Source organism: Micromonospora sp. AP08 (genome assembly GCF_008085935.1).
Classification (GTDB): Bacteria; Actinomycetota; Actinomycetes; order Mycobacteriales; family Micromonosporaceae; genus Micromonospora; species Micromonospora chersina.
Window position 1 is genome coordinate 160239 of the sequence record NZ_VSEZ01000007.1, and the last position, 16509, is coordinate 176747.

Sequence of the window (16509 nt, forward strand, 5' to 3'; positions counted from 1 at the left end):
ATGCACCGACCCACCGCCCTCGGCGGCGCCCTCGCGGCGCTCGCCACCGCCGCCGCCGGCGTCCTCGTCGCCGCCGCCGTCAGCACCACACCGGCCGCCGCCGCCACCGGCGGCACCGGCACCGGCTACCTGCGCACCAGTGGCAACAAGATCGTCGACAGCACGGGGGCCACGGTCCGGCTCACCGGCATCAACTGGTTCGGCATGGAAACCGACAACAAGACCTTCCACGGTCTGTGGTCGAGCAACCCGTGGCGCGGCCAGCTCGACACCATGGCCCGGCTGGGCTACAACACGCTGCGCATCCCGTACTCGAACGACGCGCTGAAGCCGGGCGCGACGGCCACCGGCATCAACGACTTCGTCAACCCGGACCTGGTCGGCCTGTCCCCGTTGCAGATCCTCGACAAGGTCGTCGACTACGCGGGCAGCAAGGGGATGCGGGTCATCCTGGACCGGCACCGGCCGACCTCGGCCGGGCAGTCGCCGCTCTGGTACACCTCGACGGTCTCCGAGGCGACCTGGATCGCCGACTGGAAGATGCTCGCCCAGCGGTACGCGAACAACCCCACGGTGATCGGCGCGGACCTGCACAACGAGCCGCACGCCGAGGGCACCAACCCGGCGGCCACCGGCGCCTGCTGGGGCTGCGGCGACACCGCGCGGGACTGGCGGCTGGCCGCCGAGCGGGCCGGCAACGCGATCCTCGGGGTGCAGCCGAACTGGCTGATCTTCGTGGAGGGGGTGAGCTGCCCGAGCGGTGGCCTGTCGAACGTCTGGGACAACGACCCGAGCAACGACGAGGACTGCGGTTGGTGGGGCGGCAACCTGTCGAAGGCCGGGCAGTTCCCGGTCCGGCTCAACGTGGCCAACCGGCTGGTCTACTCCCCGCACGAGTACGCCACCTCGGTCTACCACCAGGCCTGGTTCGACGACCCGACCTACCCGGCGAACATGCCGGCGATCTGGGACAGGTACTGGGGCCACCTCTACAAGCAGAACATCGCGCCGATCATGATGGGCGAGTTCGGGACCACGCTCCAGGACCCGAAGGACAAGGTGTGGTTGCAGAACCTGATGGCGTACACCGGGACCGGCGTGACCGGGATGTCCTTCACCTACTGGTCGTGGAACCCCAACTCGGGTGACACGGGCGGCATCGCCAACGACGACTGGACCACCATCAACCAGGCCAAGCAGGACATCCTCCAGCCCTACCTGATCCCGCCGACGGGTGGCGGCACCACCAGCCCGGCGCCCACCACGCCGGCGCCGACCACGCCGGCGCCGGCCGGCGGCTGCACGGCCACCTATAAGCAGGTGAACGCGTGGCAGGGCGGCTTCCAGGGCGAGCTGACCGTGAAGAACAGCGGCACGGCCGCGCTCAACCCGTGGTCGGCCACCTGGACCTGGCCGTCCGGGGTGAACCTGGCCAGCGGCTGGAACGCCACCGTCACCCAGTCCGGCACCACGGTCACCGCGGCCGCACCGACCTGGGCGTCGTCGCTGGCGCCGGGCGCCTCGGTGACCATCGGCTTCACGGCCAACGGCACGGCCGCCGCGCCGGGCGCCGTGAAGCTCAACGGCACCGCCTGCTGACACGGCGACGGCCGGGGCCGCCACGGGGCGGTCCCGGCCGTCGGCCGTCGGTCAGTGCGCGGCGCAGCCGCCGGTGGGGGCGGGCACCGCGGCCGGCGCGCCGATCGTCGGCAGCCCGAGCAGCACCCCGGGGGTACGCGGGGAGCGCCCCGCCTCGGCCGCGTCGCCGGCGCGGGTGCGCCGGTGCGACAGCGGCTCCCCGTCGGCGTTGAGGTGGTGCGGGGCGGCGTAGGTGACCGTGGTGTGGACGATGTCGCCGGGGCGGATCTGCCCGGCCAGCGACCCGGCGTCAAAGTGCACGAGCCGGCCGTCCCGGGCCCGGCCGGACAGCCGGCCGGTGCGCTCGTCCTTGCGCCCCTCGCCGACCGCGACCAGCACCTCGACGGTCTCCCCGACCAGCTTCCGGTTCTCCGCCCAGGTGATCTCCTCGACCGTGGCGATCAGCCGCTCGTACCGCTCCTGCACGACCTGCTTGGGCAGCTGGCCGTCCATGGTCGCGGCCGGGGTGCCGGGGCGCTTGGAGTACTGGAAGGTGAACGCCGATGAGAAGCGGGCCTCCCGGACCACGTCGAGGGTCTTCTCGAAGTCGGCGTCGGTCTCGCCGGGGAAGCCGACGATGATGTCGGTGGTGATCGCCGCGTCGGGCATGGCGGCCCGCACCTTCTCGATGATCCCCAGGTACCGCTCCGACCGGTACGAGCGGCGCATGGCGCGCAGCACGTCGTCGGAGCCGGACTGGAGCGGCATGTGCAGCGAGTGGCAGACGTTCGGCGTCTCGGCCATCGCGGCGATCACGTCGTCGGTGAAGTCCTTCGGGTGCGGGCTGGTGAACCGGACCCGCTCCAGCCCCTCGATGTCGCCGCAGGCCCGCAGCAGCTTGCCGAAGGCGTAGCGGTCGCCGAACTCCACCCCGTAGGAGTTGACGTTCTGCCCGAGCAGGGTCACCTCCAGCACGCCCTCGTCGACCAGGGCGCGCACCTCGGAAAGGATGTCGCCGGGGCGCCGGTCCTTCTCCTTGCCGCGCAGGGAGGGCACGATGCAGAACGTGCAGGTGTTGTTGCACCCCACCGAGATCGACACCCAGCCGGCGTACGTCGACTCGCGCCGGGTCGGCAGCGTCGACGGGAAGACGTCGAGGGATTCGAGGATCTCGACCTCGGCGGCGGTGTTGTGCCGCGCGCGCTCCAGCAGCACCGGCAGCGAGCCGATGTTGTGCGTGCCGAAGACGACGTCCACCCAGGGCGCCTTGCGGACGATGTCGCCGCGGTCCTTCTGGGCCAGGCAGCCGCCCACGGCGATCTGCATCCCCGGGTGCTTGTCCTTCACGGGGCGCAGGTGACCCAGGTTGCCGTAGAGCCGGTTGTCGGCGTTCTCCCGGACGGCGCAGGTGTTGAACACCACCACGTCGGGCTGCTCGTCGGCCTCGGCGGCGCGCACGTACCCGGCCTGTTCGAGCAGGCCGGAGATGCGCTCGGAGTCGTGCACGTTCATCTGGCAGCCGTACGTGCGCACCTGGTAGGTGCGCGGGCTGCCCGCGGCTGCGGTAGTCATGACCCGCACAGCGTATCCGGGCGGAGCTGGTCGAACCGAACGAGGAGGAGCCGCGCCCGCTGTGCCCGGCCGGCCCCCCTCGCCGCCGGTCAGGCGGCGGCGAGGGCCGGGGCGACCGAGTCGGGGGCCCACCGGGAGCGGTGGCACTGCGACCAGCCCCGGCAGCGGGGGTCCGCCACGGTGCAGAGCCGCTGGTCGCTGAGGACCTCGCCGTCGTCGGTCTCGACCACGTCGAAGTGCACCGGGCGGATCGTGCCGTCCGGGGCGACCAGCAGGTGCCGCCCGGCGTCGAGGGTGTCGTCGCGCATCAGGCAGTTGCGGTCCAGCAGCCGGGCCAGCGCCGCGATGCTGGGCAGCTCCGGCAGGCGCTCGGGCACGCCGTAACAGTCGACCACGGTCCCGTACGCCCCGGGCGCCTCCCACACGTCGCAGACCACCGCGTACGCGGGGAGTCGGGCCGGGTCGGCGACGGCGAGGGGCATCACCACCCGGCCGAGCGCCTCGGCCAGCGCCGGGTAGACCTCCACGGGCGCCGCGCCGTCGATTCTCCAGTTCCACAGCTCGGTCATGCCGCCTCCTCGCTGCGCTCGTCCCACCGGCCTCCGGATCGGGCCTTACTGACGATGGTGGGGTGCATATGACCTCAGCCGGGCGCAAGTTACCGGTCTGTGACCATTCCGGGCAAAATTTCCCCGGGCGACGTTGCCCAGAGTAGCGGGAAGATGACAGTTTATCGGGTATGGTGCCGCGTCCGCGCCTCGAATCACCGGGCTGTCACCGGACCTGGATCAGGTGCTCGCTGGCCGGCAGCAGCTCACCGATCACCGTGCCGCCCGGGACCTCGCCCGCGACCAGCAGCCCGCCCGAGGTCTGGGCGTCGGCCAACAGCAGCCGCTCCCCCTCGTCGACCCCGCCGAAGTCGGTCCACGGGGTCACCCAGTCGAGGTTGCGCCGGGTGCCGCCGCTGACGAACCCGTCGCGCAGCGCCTCCCGGGCGCCGGGCAGGTACGGCACCGCGGCCGCGTCGATCGCCACGGTGAGCCGGCTGGCCCGGGCCAGCTTCGAGGCGTGCCCGAGCAGCCCGAAGCCGGTCACGTCGGTGCCGCAGCGGATCCCGGCCGCGACCGCCGCCCGGGCCGCGTCCCGGTTGAGCCGGGCCATCGAGGCGACCGCCTCGGCGAACCGCTCCCCGGTGCGCTTGTGCCGGGTGTTCAGCACGCCGACGCCGAGCGGCTTGGTCAGCGACAGCGGCAGGCCGGCCCGGCCGGCGTCCAGGGTGATCAGCTCCTCGGGGCGGACCACGCCGGTGACCGCCAGGCCGTACTTCGGGCCGTCGTCGTCGACGCTGTGCCCGCCGGCCAGGTGGCAGCCGGCCTCCCGGGCCACGTCCTGACCGCCGCGCAGCACCTCCCGGGCCAACTCCAGGGGCAGCACCTCGCGGGGCCAGCAGAGCAGGTTGAGCGCGACGAGCGGGGTGCCGCCCATGGCGTACACGTCGGAGAGCGCGTTGGCGGCGGCGATCCGCCCCCAGTCGTACGCGTCGTCGACCACCGGGGTGAAGAAGTCCGCCGTGCTGACCAGGCCGGTGCGCTCGTCCAGCCGGACCACCGCGGCGTCGTCGCCGTGCTCCAGACCGACCAGCAGGTCGGCGGCGCCGGTGGCCGGACCGAGGCCGGCCACCATCGTCTCCAGCTCGCCCGGCGGGATCTTGCAGGCGCAGCCGCCGCCCCGGGCGTAATCGGTCAACCGCAGCGCCACCGTCATCCCCACATGATCTCCGCGAACCCTCGTGGCCGCCACTCGGAGGCCCCGTTGCGTGACGGAATTCGGACTCACGGGCACGGCGGTGACCGGTGTTACCGCTCCGTGACCATTCGAGTTGCGTTCCGCCACATCACCCCGCCTACAGTGGCCCAACCGGGGGTCTCGCGACCCCACTTTTCCGTACGGACGACAGGGACGGTGGACGACGTGACGACGGGCGAACCGCTGATCGTGCTGGACGGGGTGAACAAGTGGTTCGGCCCCCTGCACGTGCTGGACGACGTCTCGCTCTCCGTCGGCAGGGGCGAGGTGGTCGTGGTCATCGGCCCGTCCGGCTCCGGCAAGTCGACGCTGTGCCGCACGATCAACCGGCTGGAACCGATCAACTCGGGCACCATCACCTTCGACGGCACCCCGCTGCCGGCCGAGGGGAAGGCGCTGGCCAAGCTGCGCAGCGAGGTCGGCATGGTGTTCCAGTCGTTCAACCTCTTCGCGCACAAGACCATCCTGGAGAACGTCACCCTCGGCCCGGTCAAGGTGCGCGGGGAGAAGCCGGCCGCCGCGCGTGAGCGCGGCCTGGCCCTGCTGGACCGGGTCGGCATCGCCAACCAGGCGGACAAGTACCCGGCGCAGCTCTCCGGCGGCCAGCAGCAGCGGGCGGCGATCGCCCGCGCGCTGGCCATGCAGCCCAAGGCGATGCTCTTCGACGAGCCCACCAGCGCGCTCGACCCGGAGATGGTCGGCGAGGTGCTGGACGTGATGACGTCCCTCGCGCGCGACGGCATGACCATGGTCGTGGTCACCCACGAGATGGGCTTCGCCCGGCACGCGGCCAACCGAGTGATCTTCATGGCCGACGGCAGGCTCGTCGAGGACGCGCCCCCGGCCGAGTTCTTCGCCAACCCGCGCAGCGAGCGGGCCAAGGACTTCCTCTCCAAGATCCTCACCCACTGAGCGTCCGTAGTGGAGCGCGCCGTCCCCCGGCGGCTCCGTCGAAGAAGGAGAAGAGTATGCGTATGAAGCGCGTGGCGGCGGTCGCCATGATGGCCTCGCTCGCCCTGTCCGCCGCCGCCTGCGGCAAGGAAGGGAACCCCGCCCCGAGCGGCGGCAACGCCAGCGGTGGGGCACAGTCCGACAACTGCAAAACGTCGGGCGTGACCTTCACCCCGAAGACGGACGCCGCGATCGCCGGCAGCTCGACCTTCACGAAGATCAAGGGCGCCGGCAAGGTCACCGTCGGCGTGAAGTTCGACCAGCCGAACCTCGGCTACAAGGACGCCCAGGGCAAGCGCTGCGGCTTCGACGTCGAGATCGCCCAGTACATCGCCAGCAAGCTCGGCGTCGACCCGGCGAAGATCGAGTACAAGGAGATCGCGTCCGCCAACCGGGAGACCGCGATCAAGGGTGGCGAGATCGACTACTACGTCGGCACGTACTCGATCACCGACAAGCGCAAGAACGACGTCTCCTTCGCCGGCCCGTACTTCGTGGCGGGTCAGGACCTGCTGGTGCGCAAGGACGACTCCTCCATCACCGGTAAGGACAGCCTCAAGGGCAAGAAGGTCTGCTCCGCCACCGGCTCCACCCCGATCCAGCGGGTGCGCGACGAGGGCCTGACCGAGCCGAACAACATCGTCGAGTTCAAGACCTACTCCGAGTGCGTCTCCCAGCTGCTCGACAAGAAGGTCGACGCGGTCACCACCGACGACGCCATCCTCAAGGGCTACGCCGCACAGAACCCGGACGAGCTGAAGGTGGTCGGCCAGCCGTTCAGCACCGAGAAGTACGGCATCGGCCTGCCGAAGGACGACAAGGCGCTGCGCGACTACGTCAACGACCAGATCGAGGCCGCCTTCACCGACGGCACCTGGAAGAAGATCTACGACGGCACGCTGGGCAAGTCCGGCTCCCCGGCGACCGCGCCGCAGCTCGAGCGGTACTGACGGTCCGACACCAGGCCGGGCGGGGAGGCGCTCTCTCCCCGCCCGGTACCCGTCCCGAGAGTGAGAGCGAGGCATGGGCGAGTTCTTCCGCGTCCTGACGGACAACCAGCAGGTGTTCCTCGACGGGTTCACGAACACCGTCAAGCTGTTCCTGATCGCAGCGGTCGGCAGCCTCGTCCTCGGTACGCTGCTCGGCGCGATGCGGGTCTCGCCGGTGCCCGCGCTGCGGGCATTCGGCGCCACGTACGTGAACCTGATCCGCAACACGCCGCTGACCCTGGTGTTCGCGTTCCTCGTCTTCGCGGTGCCGAAGCTGGACGTCAACATCGACTACTTCCCGAGCGCCTGCATCGCGCTCACGGTCTACACCTCCGCGTTCGTCTGCGAGGTGGTCCGCTCCGGCGTCAACACGGTGGGCACCGGTCAGGCCGAGGCCGCCCGCGCGCTGGGCATGACCTTCGGCCAGGTACTGACGCTGATCGTGCTGCCGCAGGCGCTGCGCGCCATGGTCCCGCCGATGATGAGCGTCTTCATCGCCATGTTGAAGAACACCACGATCGCGGCCGGCTTCTCGGTGGTGGAGGCGGGCGCCATCCCGGCGTACATGGCCGAGCGGGGTGAGCCGCAGTTCGCGGTGCTCACCTGGATCGTGATCGGCTTCCTCGTCCTGATCATTCCGCTGGTGGTGCTCCAGCGGTTCCTCGAGCGCAAGTGGGCGGTGGCCCGATGAGCAGTCTCCTGTACGACCTGCCCGGCCCTCGCGCCCGGCTGCGCAACCGGATCCTCGGCATCGTCTCGATCGCGGCGATCGTCGCGCTGGTCGCGTTCATCGTCTACAAGTTCAACCAGACCGGCCAGTTCGAGGCCCGCAAGTGGGAGCAGTTCCAGTACGCCTCGGTGCAGCGCGAGCTGCTCACCGGCCTCTGGGCCACCCTGAAGGCCGCCGCCATCGCCACGGTGCTGGCCCTGCTGTTCGGCGCGGTCTTCGCCAGCGCCCGGCTGTCGGACCGGTGGATCCTGCGGGCCCCGGCCACCTTCGTGGTGGAGCTGTTCCGCGCCATCCCGCTGCTGATCCTGATCTTCTTCGGCTACTACGTGCCGCTGCAGTACGGCTGGTCGATCGACAAGCTGTGGGCGCTGGTCATCGGCCTGACCCTGTACAACGGTTCGGTGCTGGCGGAGATCTTCCGCGCCGGCATCAACGCCGTGCCGCACGGCCAGTCCGAGGGCGCGTACGCCATCGGACTGCGCAAGAACCAGGTGCTGCGGCTGATCCTGCTGCCGCAGGCGTTCCGGTCGATGCTGCCGGCCATCGTGAGCCAGCTCGTGGTGCTGCTCAAGGACACCGCCCTGGGCTTCATCATCACGTACCCGGAGCTGCTCTTCGTCGGCAAGCAGATCGGTGGGCGTCTGCCGTTCGGGTTGCCGTACGTACCGACGTACCTGATCGTCGCGGCCATCTACATCTCGATCTGCGGGCTGCTGTCCGCCCTGGCGTGGTGGCTGCAGCGCCGGCTCACCCGCCTGCCCCGCACCGCGGCCAAGCCGGTGCCCTCGGTGCAGACGGACGGCGGCACCGGGGCCACACAGCTGGTCTGACCCACGACATACGACGGGCGGGTGGTCTTCCCACCCGCCCGTCGGCGTCTTCATCGCGGCTGGTTCAGCGGGCGATCTCGGTGACCCGGGACTCGCGGACCACGGTCACCCGGATCTGACCCGGGTAGGTCAGCTCCTCCTCGATCTGCTTGGCCACGTCCCGGGCCAGCACCGCCGCCCCGATGTCGTCCACGTCCTCCGGCTTGACCATCACCCGGATCTCGCGGCCCGCCTGCATGGCGAAGACCTTCTCCACGCCGAGCTTGCCGGCGGCGATCTCCTCGATCCGCTCCAGCCGCTTGACGTACGCCTCCAGGCTCTCCCGCCGCGCCCCCGGCCGCCCGCCCGAGCAGGCGTCCGACGCCTGGGTGAGCACCGCCTCGATGGTCTGCGGCGGCACCTCGTTGTGGTGCGCCTCGATGGCGTGCACCACGTCCTCGCTCTCCCCGTACTTGCGGGCCAGGTCGGCGCCGATGATGGCGTGGCTGCCCTCCACCTCGTGGGTGAGCGCCTTGCCGATGTCGTGCAGGAAGGCGCAGCGCTTGATGGTGGGCACGTCCAGCCGCAGCTCGGCGGCCATGATCCCGGCGATGTGCGCGGTCTCCACGAGGTGCTTGAGCACGTTCTGCCCGTACGACGTCCGGTAGCGCAGCCGGCCCAGCAGGGTGACCAGCTCCGGGTGGATCTCGGTGATGCCGACCTCGACCAGGGCGTCCTCGGCGGCCCGGTGGCACAGCTCCTCCACTTCGTGCCGGGCCAGGTCGTAGACCTCCTCGATCCGGTGCGGGTGGATCCGGCCGTCCAGGACCAGCTTCTCCAGGGTGAGCCGGCCGACCTCCCGGCGTACGGGGTCGAAGCAGGAGAGCAGGACCGCCTCGGGGGTGTCGTCGATGATCAGGTTGACGCCGGTGACCGACTCGAAGGCGCGGATGTTGCGCCCCTCCCGGCCGATGATCCGCCCCTTCATCTCGTCCCCGGGCAGGTGCAGGACGCTGACCACGCTCTCCGCGGTCTGCTCGCTGGCCACCCGCTGGATGGCGTCCACCACGATGTGCCGGGCGCGCTGCTCGGCGGTGCTCCGCGCGTCGGCCTCGATCTCCCGGACCAGCAGCGCGGCCTCCCGCTTGGCCTGCCCCTCGATGGACTCGACCAGCTCGGCCCGGGCCGTGTCGGCGGTCAGCCCGGCCACCCGCTCCAGCTCGCGGCGGCGCTGCTCCTCCGCCTCGGCGAGCGCCTGCTCCCGCTCCACCAGGGCGGCCTCCCGGGCGGCGAGCGCGGCGCTGGCGGCGGTGAGCTGCCGCTCCCGCTCGGCGAGCCGCTCCACCTCCTCGGTGTGCAGCCGCTCCCGCTCGTCCATCCGGGCGGCCCGCCGCTCGACCTCGGCGGCCTGCTCCCGGGTGGTCGCGGCGAGCACCGCCACCTCCCGCTCGCCGCTGCGCCGGGCGGTGGCGCGGAGCTGCTCGGCGTCCGCCTCGGCCTGCTTGTGCGCCCGCTCCAGCACCGTGTCGGCCTCGGCCCGGGCGTCGTCGAGCACCCGCCGCGCCTCGGCCCGGGCCGCCTTCGCCTCGGCCTTGGCGGCGGCGGCCTCGGCGCGGGCCGCGGCGGCGGCGGACTTCGCCACGTCGATGGTGCTGTTCGCCTCGTCGGCGGCGCTGCGCAGGGCCGCCAGGGACTGCTCCTGGCGGTCCTTCTCGGCGATGAAGGCCGGATCCTCCGGGGCCGGGGCGAGGCTGAGCCGCCGCAGGGTACGCACGCCGAACAGGACGGCGCCGGCCACCACCACGACGAGCAGCAGCACCACGACCAGGATGACGACGTTGAAGGTGGTCATGCGGCCGCTCCGAACCGGTGCGCAACCGCAGCGACCCGGGCCGGGCCATCACCCGGCGAGGAGCGGCCGGCAGCGCCTGGAAGACCGCCGGTGAACCTGTGCCGCCCCGCCATGGCCGCCTCCCCTGAACGTCGGCGCCGCAGGCGGCGTGCGACTGGGCACGCACCTGCGACTCTGGACGCCCGACCGGAGCGGCTGGCTGTGGGTAGCTTTCCGTCAGCGGTGCCCACGCGAGGGCATCGCCGGCGGCCGGTTGCAGTTGTCGGTCGGCTCCGGACCGGCCGTCCGGAGCTTGCCGTCAAAGGCCGGTGAAGCTGGCCAAAGTGATGCTGTTCTGTTACGCGATCTATGTTGTGCGCTTAGCCTGCGCTGGTCGGGCAAAGTGAGCCTGTATGGCGAGGCTAGGTCTCCGGGGGCCGTTCGGTCAAGAACTCATGATCAAACCACCCGGACGGAGAGAAGTTGTGGCGTCACGCAGAGGTGTCCAGATGCCGGACACGGCCGGACAAAATTCGCCCGGTCCGGCCGCCTCGGTCACGTTCCCGACCTGCTCAGAGCCGCGACGCGACCGTCTCCGGCCGCCGCTCGGGGTGACCTGGCACCGCGGTCGGCAGGCCGGCAACTTTCCGCGTAAGCGTGACTCACGTTGCACCGGGTTCCGACGGGCCCGGAGGTGCGGCGCCCCGCTCAGCGGGCGCCGAGGGTGCGGGCCGCGCTCACCAGGGCCGGGTTGTCCGGGGCGACGCTGGCGTCCGGCAGGACGAGGGTGTCCTCCAGGCCGATCCGGGTGTCCAGGCCACGGCGGACCGCCTCGGCGAGCACCGGCCACGCCGCCGGGCCCTCGCCGTGCAGCAGCACCGGCGGGCGGTCGGTGGGCAGGGCGGCGAGGATGGCGGCGGCGTCGGCGAGGGCCACGTCGACCTGTTCGGCCAGGCACTCGACGAGAACCCGCCCGGTCGGCACCGGCCAGCGGCGCCAGGCGTCGACCGCCGCCACCGTCCAGAGGCCGGCCTCGACCATGACGCCGCGCTCGTGCAGGGCGGCCGCGACGGCCGCCGCACCGGGCTCGTGGGCGTTGACCGAGGCGAAGTCGGGGAGCACCGTCCAGGCGCGTACGGCGGCGACCCGGTCGGCGGGCTCGGGGGCGATCCAGGCGCCGGTGCTCACCCCGACGGGCAGGCCGGGCCGGGCGGCCCGGATGGCGGTGACCGCCGCGCCGATCACGGCCGGGTCGAGGGACTCGGCGCCGCCCGCGTCACGCGGGTGCACGTGCACTGCCGCCACCCCGGCCGCCGCGCACCGGACCGCCTCGGCCGCCACCTCGTCCGGCGTCACCGGCACGGCGGGGTGCTCGGCCCTCCGCCGCCCCCCGTTCAGACACGCCTTCAACACGGCCGCACACCTCCCAGTGTCGGGATCAGTCGAGGGCGCGGGAGGCCGGGTCGAGGTCGTTCTCGGCGTCGGCGAGGGCGTCGGCGTCGATGTGCTCGGCGAACTCGGCCGCCTCGGCGCTCTGCGCGGCCAGCGCGTCCTTGACCGCCCGGATGGCCACGCCGGCCGGGTAGCCCTTGCGGGCCAGCATGCCGACCAGGCGACGGAAGATCGCGTCGGGCTCGCCCCGGGCGGTGCGCAGCTTCCGGTCCACCAGGGCCCGGGCGGTCTCCGCCTCGGTCTCCTCGTCGATCTCGTCGAGGGCCTCGCCGGCCACCTCGCCGTCGACGCCGCGCTGGCGCAGCTCGTTGGCGAGCGCCCGGCGGGCCAGCCCGCGGCCGGTGTGCCGGCTGCTCACCCAGGCCCGGGCGAAGGCGGCGTCGTCCACGATGCCGACCTCGTCGTAGCGGTCGAGGACCTGGTCGGCGACCTCCTCGGAGATGCCCCGCTTCGCCAGGGCGGCGGCCAGCTCCGCGCGGGTGCGCGGCCGGACCGCGAGCTGCCGGAGGCAGATCTCCCGGGCCACCTCGGCCTCGTCGCGGGGCGGCGCGGGTGTCGCCTCGGTGTCGGGCTCCTCGGCCCGGCCCCGGCGACCACGACGGGGCCGGGGTGGAGTGGTGGCGTCACCCGTGCGGGGCGGGCTGGCGTCCCAGCCCCGCCCCGCACGAGCGCGTCGTCCTGCCACGGGTCAGCGGATCAGAAGTCGACCGGCGGCAGGTCCGGCCCGCCGGCGGCGTCGCCCGCGCCGGTGCCGACGCCGAGCTTCTCCAGGATCTTCTTCTCGATCTCGGCCGCCACGTCCGGGTTCTCCCGGAGGAACTCGCGGGCCTTCTCCTTGCCCTGGCCGAGCTGGTCGCCGTCGTAGGTGTACCAGGCGCCGGACTTGCGGATGATCGCCTGCTCCACGCCGACGTCGATCAGCGAGCCCTCGCGGGAGATGCCCTTGCCGTACATGATGTCGAACTCGGCCTGCTTGAACGGCGCGGCGACCTTGTTCTTCACGACCTTGACCCGGGTGCGGTTACCGACCACGTCGGTGCCGTCCTTGAGGCTCTCGATGCGGCGCACGTCGAGCCGGACCGAGGCGTAGAACTTCAGCGCCCGACCACCGGTGGTGGTCTCCGGGCTGCCGAACATCACGCCGATCTTCTCGCGGAGCTGGTTGATGAAGATCGCCGTGGTGCCGGTGTTGTTGAGCACGCCGGTGATCTTCCGGAGCGCCTGGCTCATGAGCCGGGCCTGGAGACCCACGTGGCTGTCGCCCATCTCGCCCTCGATCTCGGCGCGCGGCACCAGGGCGGCCACCGAGTCGATCACGATGATGTCGATGGCGCCGGAGCGGACCAGCATGTCGGCGATCTCCAGCGCCTGCTCGCCGGTGTCCGGCTGGGAGACCAGCAGGGCGTCGGTGTCGACACCGAGGGCCTTCGCGTACTCCGGGTCGAGCGCGTGCTCGGCGTCGATGAAGGCGGCGATGCCGCCGGCCCGCTGGGCGTTGGCCACCGCGTGCAGGGCGACCGTGGTCTTACCGCTGGACTCCGGGCCGTAGATCTCGACGACCCGGCCGCGGGGCAGGCCGCCCACGCCGAGCGCCACGTCGAGCGCGATGGAGCTGGTCGGGATGACCGCCGTCTGCACGACGGGCCGCTCCCCCAGCCGCATCACCGAACCCTTGCCGAACTGCTTGTCGATCTGAGCGAGAGCAAGGTCGAGTGCCTTCTCCCGGTCCGGCCCTGCCGCCATCGTTGCCACCCCTGCCTTCGCCGGCGTCTTTCCTGAGCTTCGCGTCACGCGGACACGCTAGGCGCTGGGTCCGACAGAAAACCAGCCGACGGGCCGCGAGCTGTGGACGAGCACCCCGCTGTGGACAATAGCCGAACAGGTGTACGACTCGACAAGCGACACGCGGAACCGGCGAAATAGCTGCTCAGCGTAGTCGCGCGGGCACCCGGTCGGGATATGCGGCGACGACCGCGCGCCACACCACGTGTGTCTCCACCCCCGCCGCCAGGGCCTGCTCGATGGTCCGCCCACCGAGCTGGGACAGCACCTGGTCGCTGGCGATGCTGGCCGCGTAGCCCGGCCCGAACGCCTCCGCCAGCCGTGCCCAGAAGTCGGTCAGCCGCACGTGTCACTCCTCCTCGTCGGGCACCTCGTCCGCGGGACGCCCGAGTTCGTCCGCCGCCCCGACGGGCGCCGGACGCAACGCTAGCGCCACGAGCGGCACCACCGCGATCGCCGCCAGCAGGGTCAGGGTCGGATAACCCACGGCCCGCATGACAAACCCGCTCGCCGCCGCCGCGCCCGCCCCGGCCAGCCCCATGACCAGGTCGGACAGGCCCTGCACGCCGGGCCGGTCGGCGGTGGGCACCGACTCGGACAGCAGCGTCGAGCCGGCCACCATGGTGCCCGACCAGCCCAGCCCGAGCAGGGCCAGACCCACCGAGAGCAGCGGCGTGTGGTGCCCGGCGGTGCCGGCGACCGCGCAGGCGGCCAGCAGCAGGGCCACCCCGCCGAGGATCACCGGACGCCGGCCCAGCCGGTCGGTGAGCCAGCCGACCAGCGGGGAGAGCGCGTACATGCCGGCGATGTGCAGACTCAGCACGATGCCGACCACGCGCAGCACGTCCGCGTCGGAGTGCGACTCGCCGAGGCGTACCGGGGTCATCGACATCACGGCGACCATCACGAGGTGGCCCACGGCCACGGCGGCGATGCCGAGGCGGGCGGCGGGCCGGTCGCGTACCGTGCGCCAGGCCGCGACCATGCCCGCGCGGCGCCGGGCCGACGAGCCCGGTGCGGCGCCCGGGTCGGCCGGACTCTCGGCCGCCGCCAGCCGGCGCGCGGTGAGCAGCGGGTCCGGCCGGAGCAGCACCGCCAGCACGACGGCGGCCAGCACGAACGCCGCGGCGCTGAAGGCGAACGGGCCGGCCAGCGCCGGCAGGCCCCACCCGCGGGTGGTGGCGTCGGCGAGCGCGGCGAAGTTCGGCGCGGCCACGGCGCCGATGGTGGTGGCCCAGACCACCAGCGAGAGCTGGCGCCCCCGGCGGGCCGGCTCGGCCAGGTCCACGGCCGTGTAGCGGGCCTGGAGGTTGGCCGCCGTCCCGCCGCCGAAGAGCAGCATGCCGAGGAAGAGCAGCGGCACGAGGTGCAGCACGGTGGAGACCACCACGAGCACGCCACCGACCGCCCCGACCAGGTACGCGGTGACCAGCCCCGGCCGCCGCCCCCGGGCCGCCATGATCCGGGTGACCGGCACGGCGAGCAGCGCGGCGCCGACCACCCCGGCGCTCTGCGCCACCCCGGCCAGCGCGGTGCCGGCGACCCGGGCGGCGAGCAGCGCGCCGACCGAGATGCCGATGGTGACGCCGATGCCGCCGATGATCTGGGTGAGGAAGAGCAGCCGGACGGTGCGCCGCTGGATCGGGGCGACGTCGAGCCGGCTCGGGGCCGGCGTGGTCAGGTCGGTGGCCATGACGGGTGCTCCTCGGGTAAGGGGTGACCCATCCTCCCGCACCCGACCGGTCCACCGGCACCCGGTTTCCTAGAGGCCGAGCCCCCGGCCGATGATCTCCTTCATGATCTCGGTGGTGCCGCCGTAGATCGTCTGCACCCGGCTGTCCAGCCAGGCCTTCGCGACCGGGTACTCCAGCATGAAGCCGTAGCCGCCGTGCAGCTGTACACAGCGGTCGGCCACCTTGTTCTGCAGCTCGGTGGTCCACCACTTGGCCTTCGCCGCGTCGGTCACCGAGAGCCGGCCGGCGTTGAACTCGGCCACGCAGTGGTTGACGAAGGTCCGCGCGATGGTGACCTCGGTGTCCAGCTCGGCCAGGAGGAACCGGTTGTGCTGGAACCGCCCGATCGGCCGGCCGAACGCCTCCCGCGAGCGGGCGTAGTCGAGGGTGAGCGCGAGCAGCTTCTCGGCCGCCGCCACCGCGGCCACCGCGATGCTCAGCCGCTCGCGGGGCAGGTTGGCCATCAGGTGGTAGAAGCCGTGGTTCTCGGTGCCGATGAGGTTCTCCGCCGCCACCCGGCAGTCGTCGAAGAACAGCTCGGCGGTGTCGTTGGCCTTGAGGCCGACCTTGGCCAGCCGCCGGCCCCGGCCGAAGCCCGGCGTGCCGGTCTCCACCACGATCAGGCTCACGCCGTGCGCGCCCTGGTCGGGGGCGGTCTTGGCGACCACCACCACGAGGTCGGCCAGCTCGCCGTTGGTGATGAACGTCTTCTGCCCGTTGAGCACCCAGCTGTCGCCGTCGCGGACCGCGCTCGTGCGGATGCCGGCCAGGTCGCTGCCCGCACCGGGCTCGCTCATCGCGATGGCGGTGACCAGGTCGCCGGAGCAGAAGCCCGGCAGCCAGCGCTTGCGCTGGTCGTCGGTGGTCAGCTCGGTCAGGTACGGGGCCACCACGTCGTTGTGCAGCCCGAAGCCCAGCCCGGTGCAGCCGGCCGCGATGATCTCCTCGTCGAGCACCGCGTTGAACCGGAAGTCCCGCTGCCCGCCGCCGCCGTGCTCGGGGTCCACGTCCATGCCGAGGAGCCCGGCCGCGCCCGCCGTGCGCCACACCTCGCGGTCGACGATTCCGTCCGCCTCCCAGCGGTCGTGGTGCGGCACGGCCTCCCGGGCGAGGAACTGACGGCACAGGTCCCGGAACTCCTGATGGACGGGCTCGTAGAGATGCTGCTCCATGGCGACGAGTGTGCCCCGCCGGGGCGGCCGGCGGGAAGGCCGCCCGGCAAGGCAAACCGCCATCAGCTCTTGACGACGCTATCCGTTGCGGCTCTATTCTCACG

15 protein-coding genes are annotated in these 16509 nt (G+C 72.2%); 5 read left to right on the forward strand and 10 right to left on the reverse strand.

What is annotated here, in order from left to right; translation table 11 throughout:
• On the forward strand, window positions 1-1599 hold the full coding sequence (locus FXF50_RS14425; protein WP_148428057.1) for a cellulase family glycosylhydrolase: 1599 nt from the start codon (window positions 1-3) through the stop codon (window positions 1597-1599).
• 51 nt (window positions 1600-1650) lie between these two features.
• Here the strand turns inward: FXF50_RS14425 and miaB are convergent, their stop codons facing one another.
• From miaB to selD, 3 genes are all read right to left on the reverse strand, one after another.
• A complete protein-coding gene (gene miaB, locus FXF50_RS14430; protein ID WP_148428059.1) occupies window positions 1651-3150 on the reverse strand; it encodes a tRNA (N6-isopentenyl adenosine(37)-C2)-methylthiotransferase MiaB in 1500 nt (499 codons plus the stop codon).
• 89 nt (window positions 3151-3239) lie between these two features.
• A complete protein-coding gene (locus FXF50_RS14435) occupies window positions 3240-3719 on the reverse strand; it encodes a hypothetical protein (RefSeq protein ID WP_148428061.1) in 480 nt (159 codons plus the stop codon).
• A 205-nt stretch (window positions 3720-3924) separates the two neighbouring features.
• The gene (gene selD, locus FXF50_RS14440) at window positions 3925-4914 is read right to left on the reverse strand and encodes a selenide, water dikinase SelD (RefSeq protein WP_148428063.1); all 990 of its coding nucleotides are present in this window, start codon (window positions 4912-4914) and stop codon (window positions 3925-3927) included.
• A gap of 198 nt (window positions 4915-5112) precedes the next feature.
• On the opposite strand from selD, the gene FXF50_RS14445 reads away from it, so the two are divergent.
• The 4 genes from FXF50_RS14445 to FXF50_RS14460 all read left to right on the forward strand — a co-directional run bounded on the left by FXF50_RS14445 (window position 5113) and on the right by FXF50_RS14460 (window position 8456).
• Window positions 5113-5868: an amino acid ABC transporter ATP-binding protein gene (locus tag FXF50_RS14445; protein ID WP_148428065.1), complete on the forward strand. Its 756-nt coding sequence runs from the start codon at window positions 5113-5115 to the stop codon at window positions 5866-5868.
• A 56-nt stretch (window positions 5869-5924) separates the two neighbouring features.
• Window positions 5925-6857 (forward strand): glutamate ABC transporter substrate-binding protein, encoded by a 933-nt coding sequence (locus FXF50_RS14450; RefSeq protein WP_148428067.1) that lies wholly within the window; start codon window positions 5925-5927, stop codon window positions 6855-6857.
• A 73-nt stretch (window positions 6858-6930) separates the two neighbouring features.
• Window positions 6931-7587 (forward strand): amino acid ABC transporter permease, encoded by a 657-nt coding sequence (locus FXF50_RS14455; protein ID WP_148428069.1) that lies wholly within the window; start codon window positions 6931-6933, stop codon window positions 7585-7587.
• Window positions 7584-8456: an amino acid ABC transporter permease gene (locus FXF50_RS14460; protein WP_148428071.1), complete on the forward strand. Its 873-nt coding sequence runs from the start codon at window positions 7584-7586 to the stop codon at window positions 8454-8456. The genes FXF50_RS14455 and FXF50_RS14460 overlap by 4 nt, the downstream gene beginning before the upstream one ends.
• A gap of 64 nt (window positions 8457-8520) precedes the next feature.
• On the opposite strand, the gene rny is transcribed toward FXF50_RS14460, so the two are convergent.
• From rny to FXF50_RS14495, 7 genes are all read right to left on the reverse strand, one after another.
• The gene (gene rny / locus FXF50_RS14465) at window positions 8521-10287 is read right to left on the reverse strand and encodes a ribonuclease Y (protein ID WP_148428073.1); all 1767 of its coding nucleotides are present in this window, start codon (window positions 10285-10287) and stop codon (window positions 8521-8523) included.
• 687 nt (window positions 10288-10974) lie between these two features.
• Complete coding sequence (locus FXF50_RS14470) at window positions 10975-11679, reverse strand: 3-keto-5-aminohexanoate cleavage protein (RefSeq protein WP_148428075.1); 705 nt, start codon at window positions 11677-11679, stop codon at window positions 10975-10977.
• 25 nt (window positions 11680-11704) lie between these two features.
• Window positions 11705-12403, reverse strand: a complete 699-nt coding sequence (locus FXF50_RS14475; protein WP_148428077.1) for a regulatory protein RecX — start codon at window positions 12401-12403, stop codon at window positions 11705-11707.
• A gap of 11 nt (window positions 12404-12414) precedes the next feature.
• Window positions 12415-13461, reverse strand: a complete 1047-nt coding sequence (gene recA / locus FXF50_RS14480; RefSeq protein WP_091311980.1) for a recombinase RecA — start codon at window positions 13459-13461, stop codon at window positions 12415-12417.
• Window positions 13462-13645: 184 nt separating this feature from the next.
• Window positions 13646-13846: a DUF3046 domain-containing protein gene (locus FXF50_RS14485; RefSeq protein WP_148428079.1), complete on the reverse strand. Its 201-nt coding sequence runs from the start codon at window positions 13844-13846 to the stop codon at window positions 13646-13648.
• 3 nt (window positions 13847-13849) lie between these two features.
• Window positions 13850-15193 (reverse strand): MFS transporter, encoded by a 1344-nt coding sequence (locus FXF50_RS14490; RefSeq protein WP_148428081.1) that lies wholly within the window; start codon window positions 15191-15193, stop codon window positions 13850-13852.
• A gap of 69 nt (window positions 15194-15262) precedes the next feature.
• Window positions 15263-16405 carry an acyl-CoA dehydrogenase family protein gene (locus tag FXF50_RS14495; RefSeq protein WP_148428083.1) on the reverse strand — a complete coding sequence of 381 codons (1143 nt, stop codon included), beginning with the start codon at window positions 16403-16405 and terminating at the stop codon, window positions 15263-15265.
• Window positions 16406-16509 lie beyond the last annotated feature (104 nt).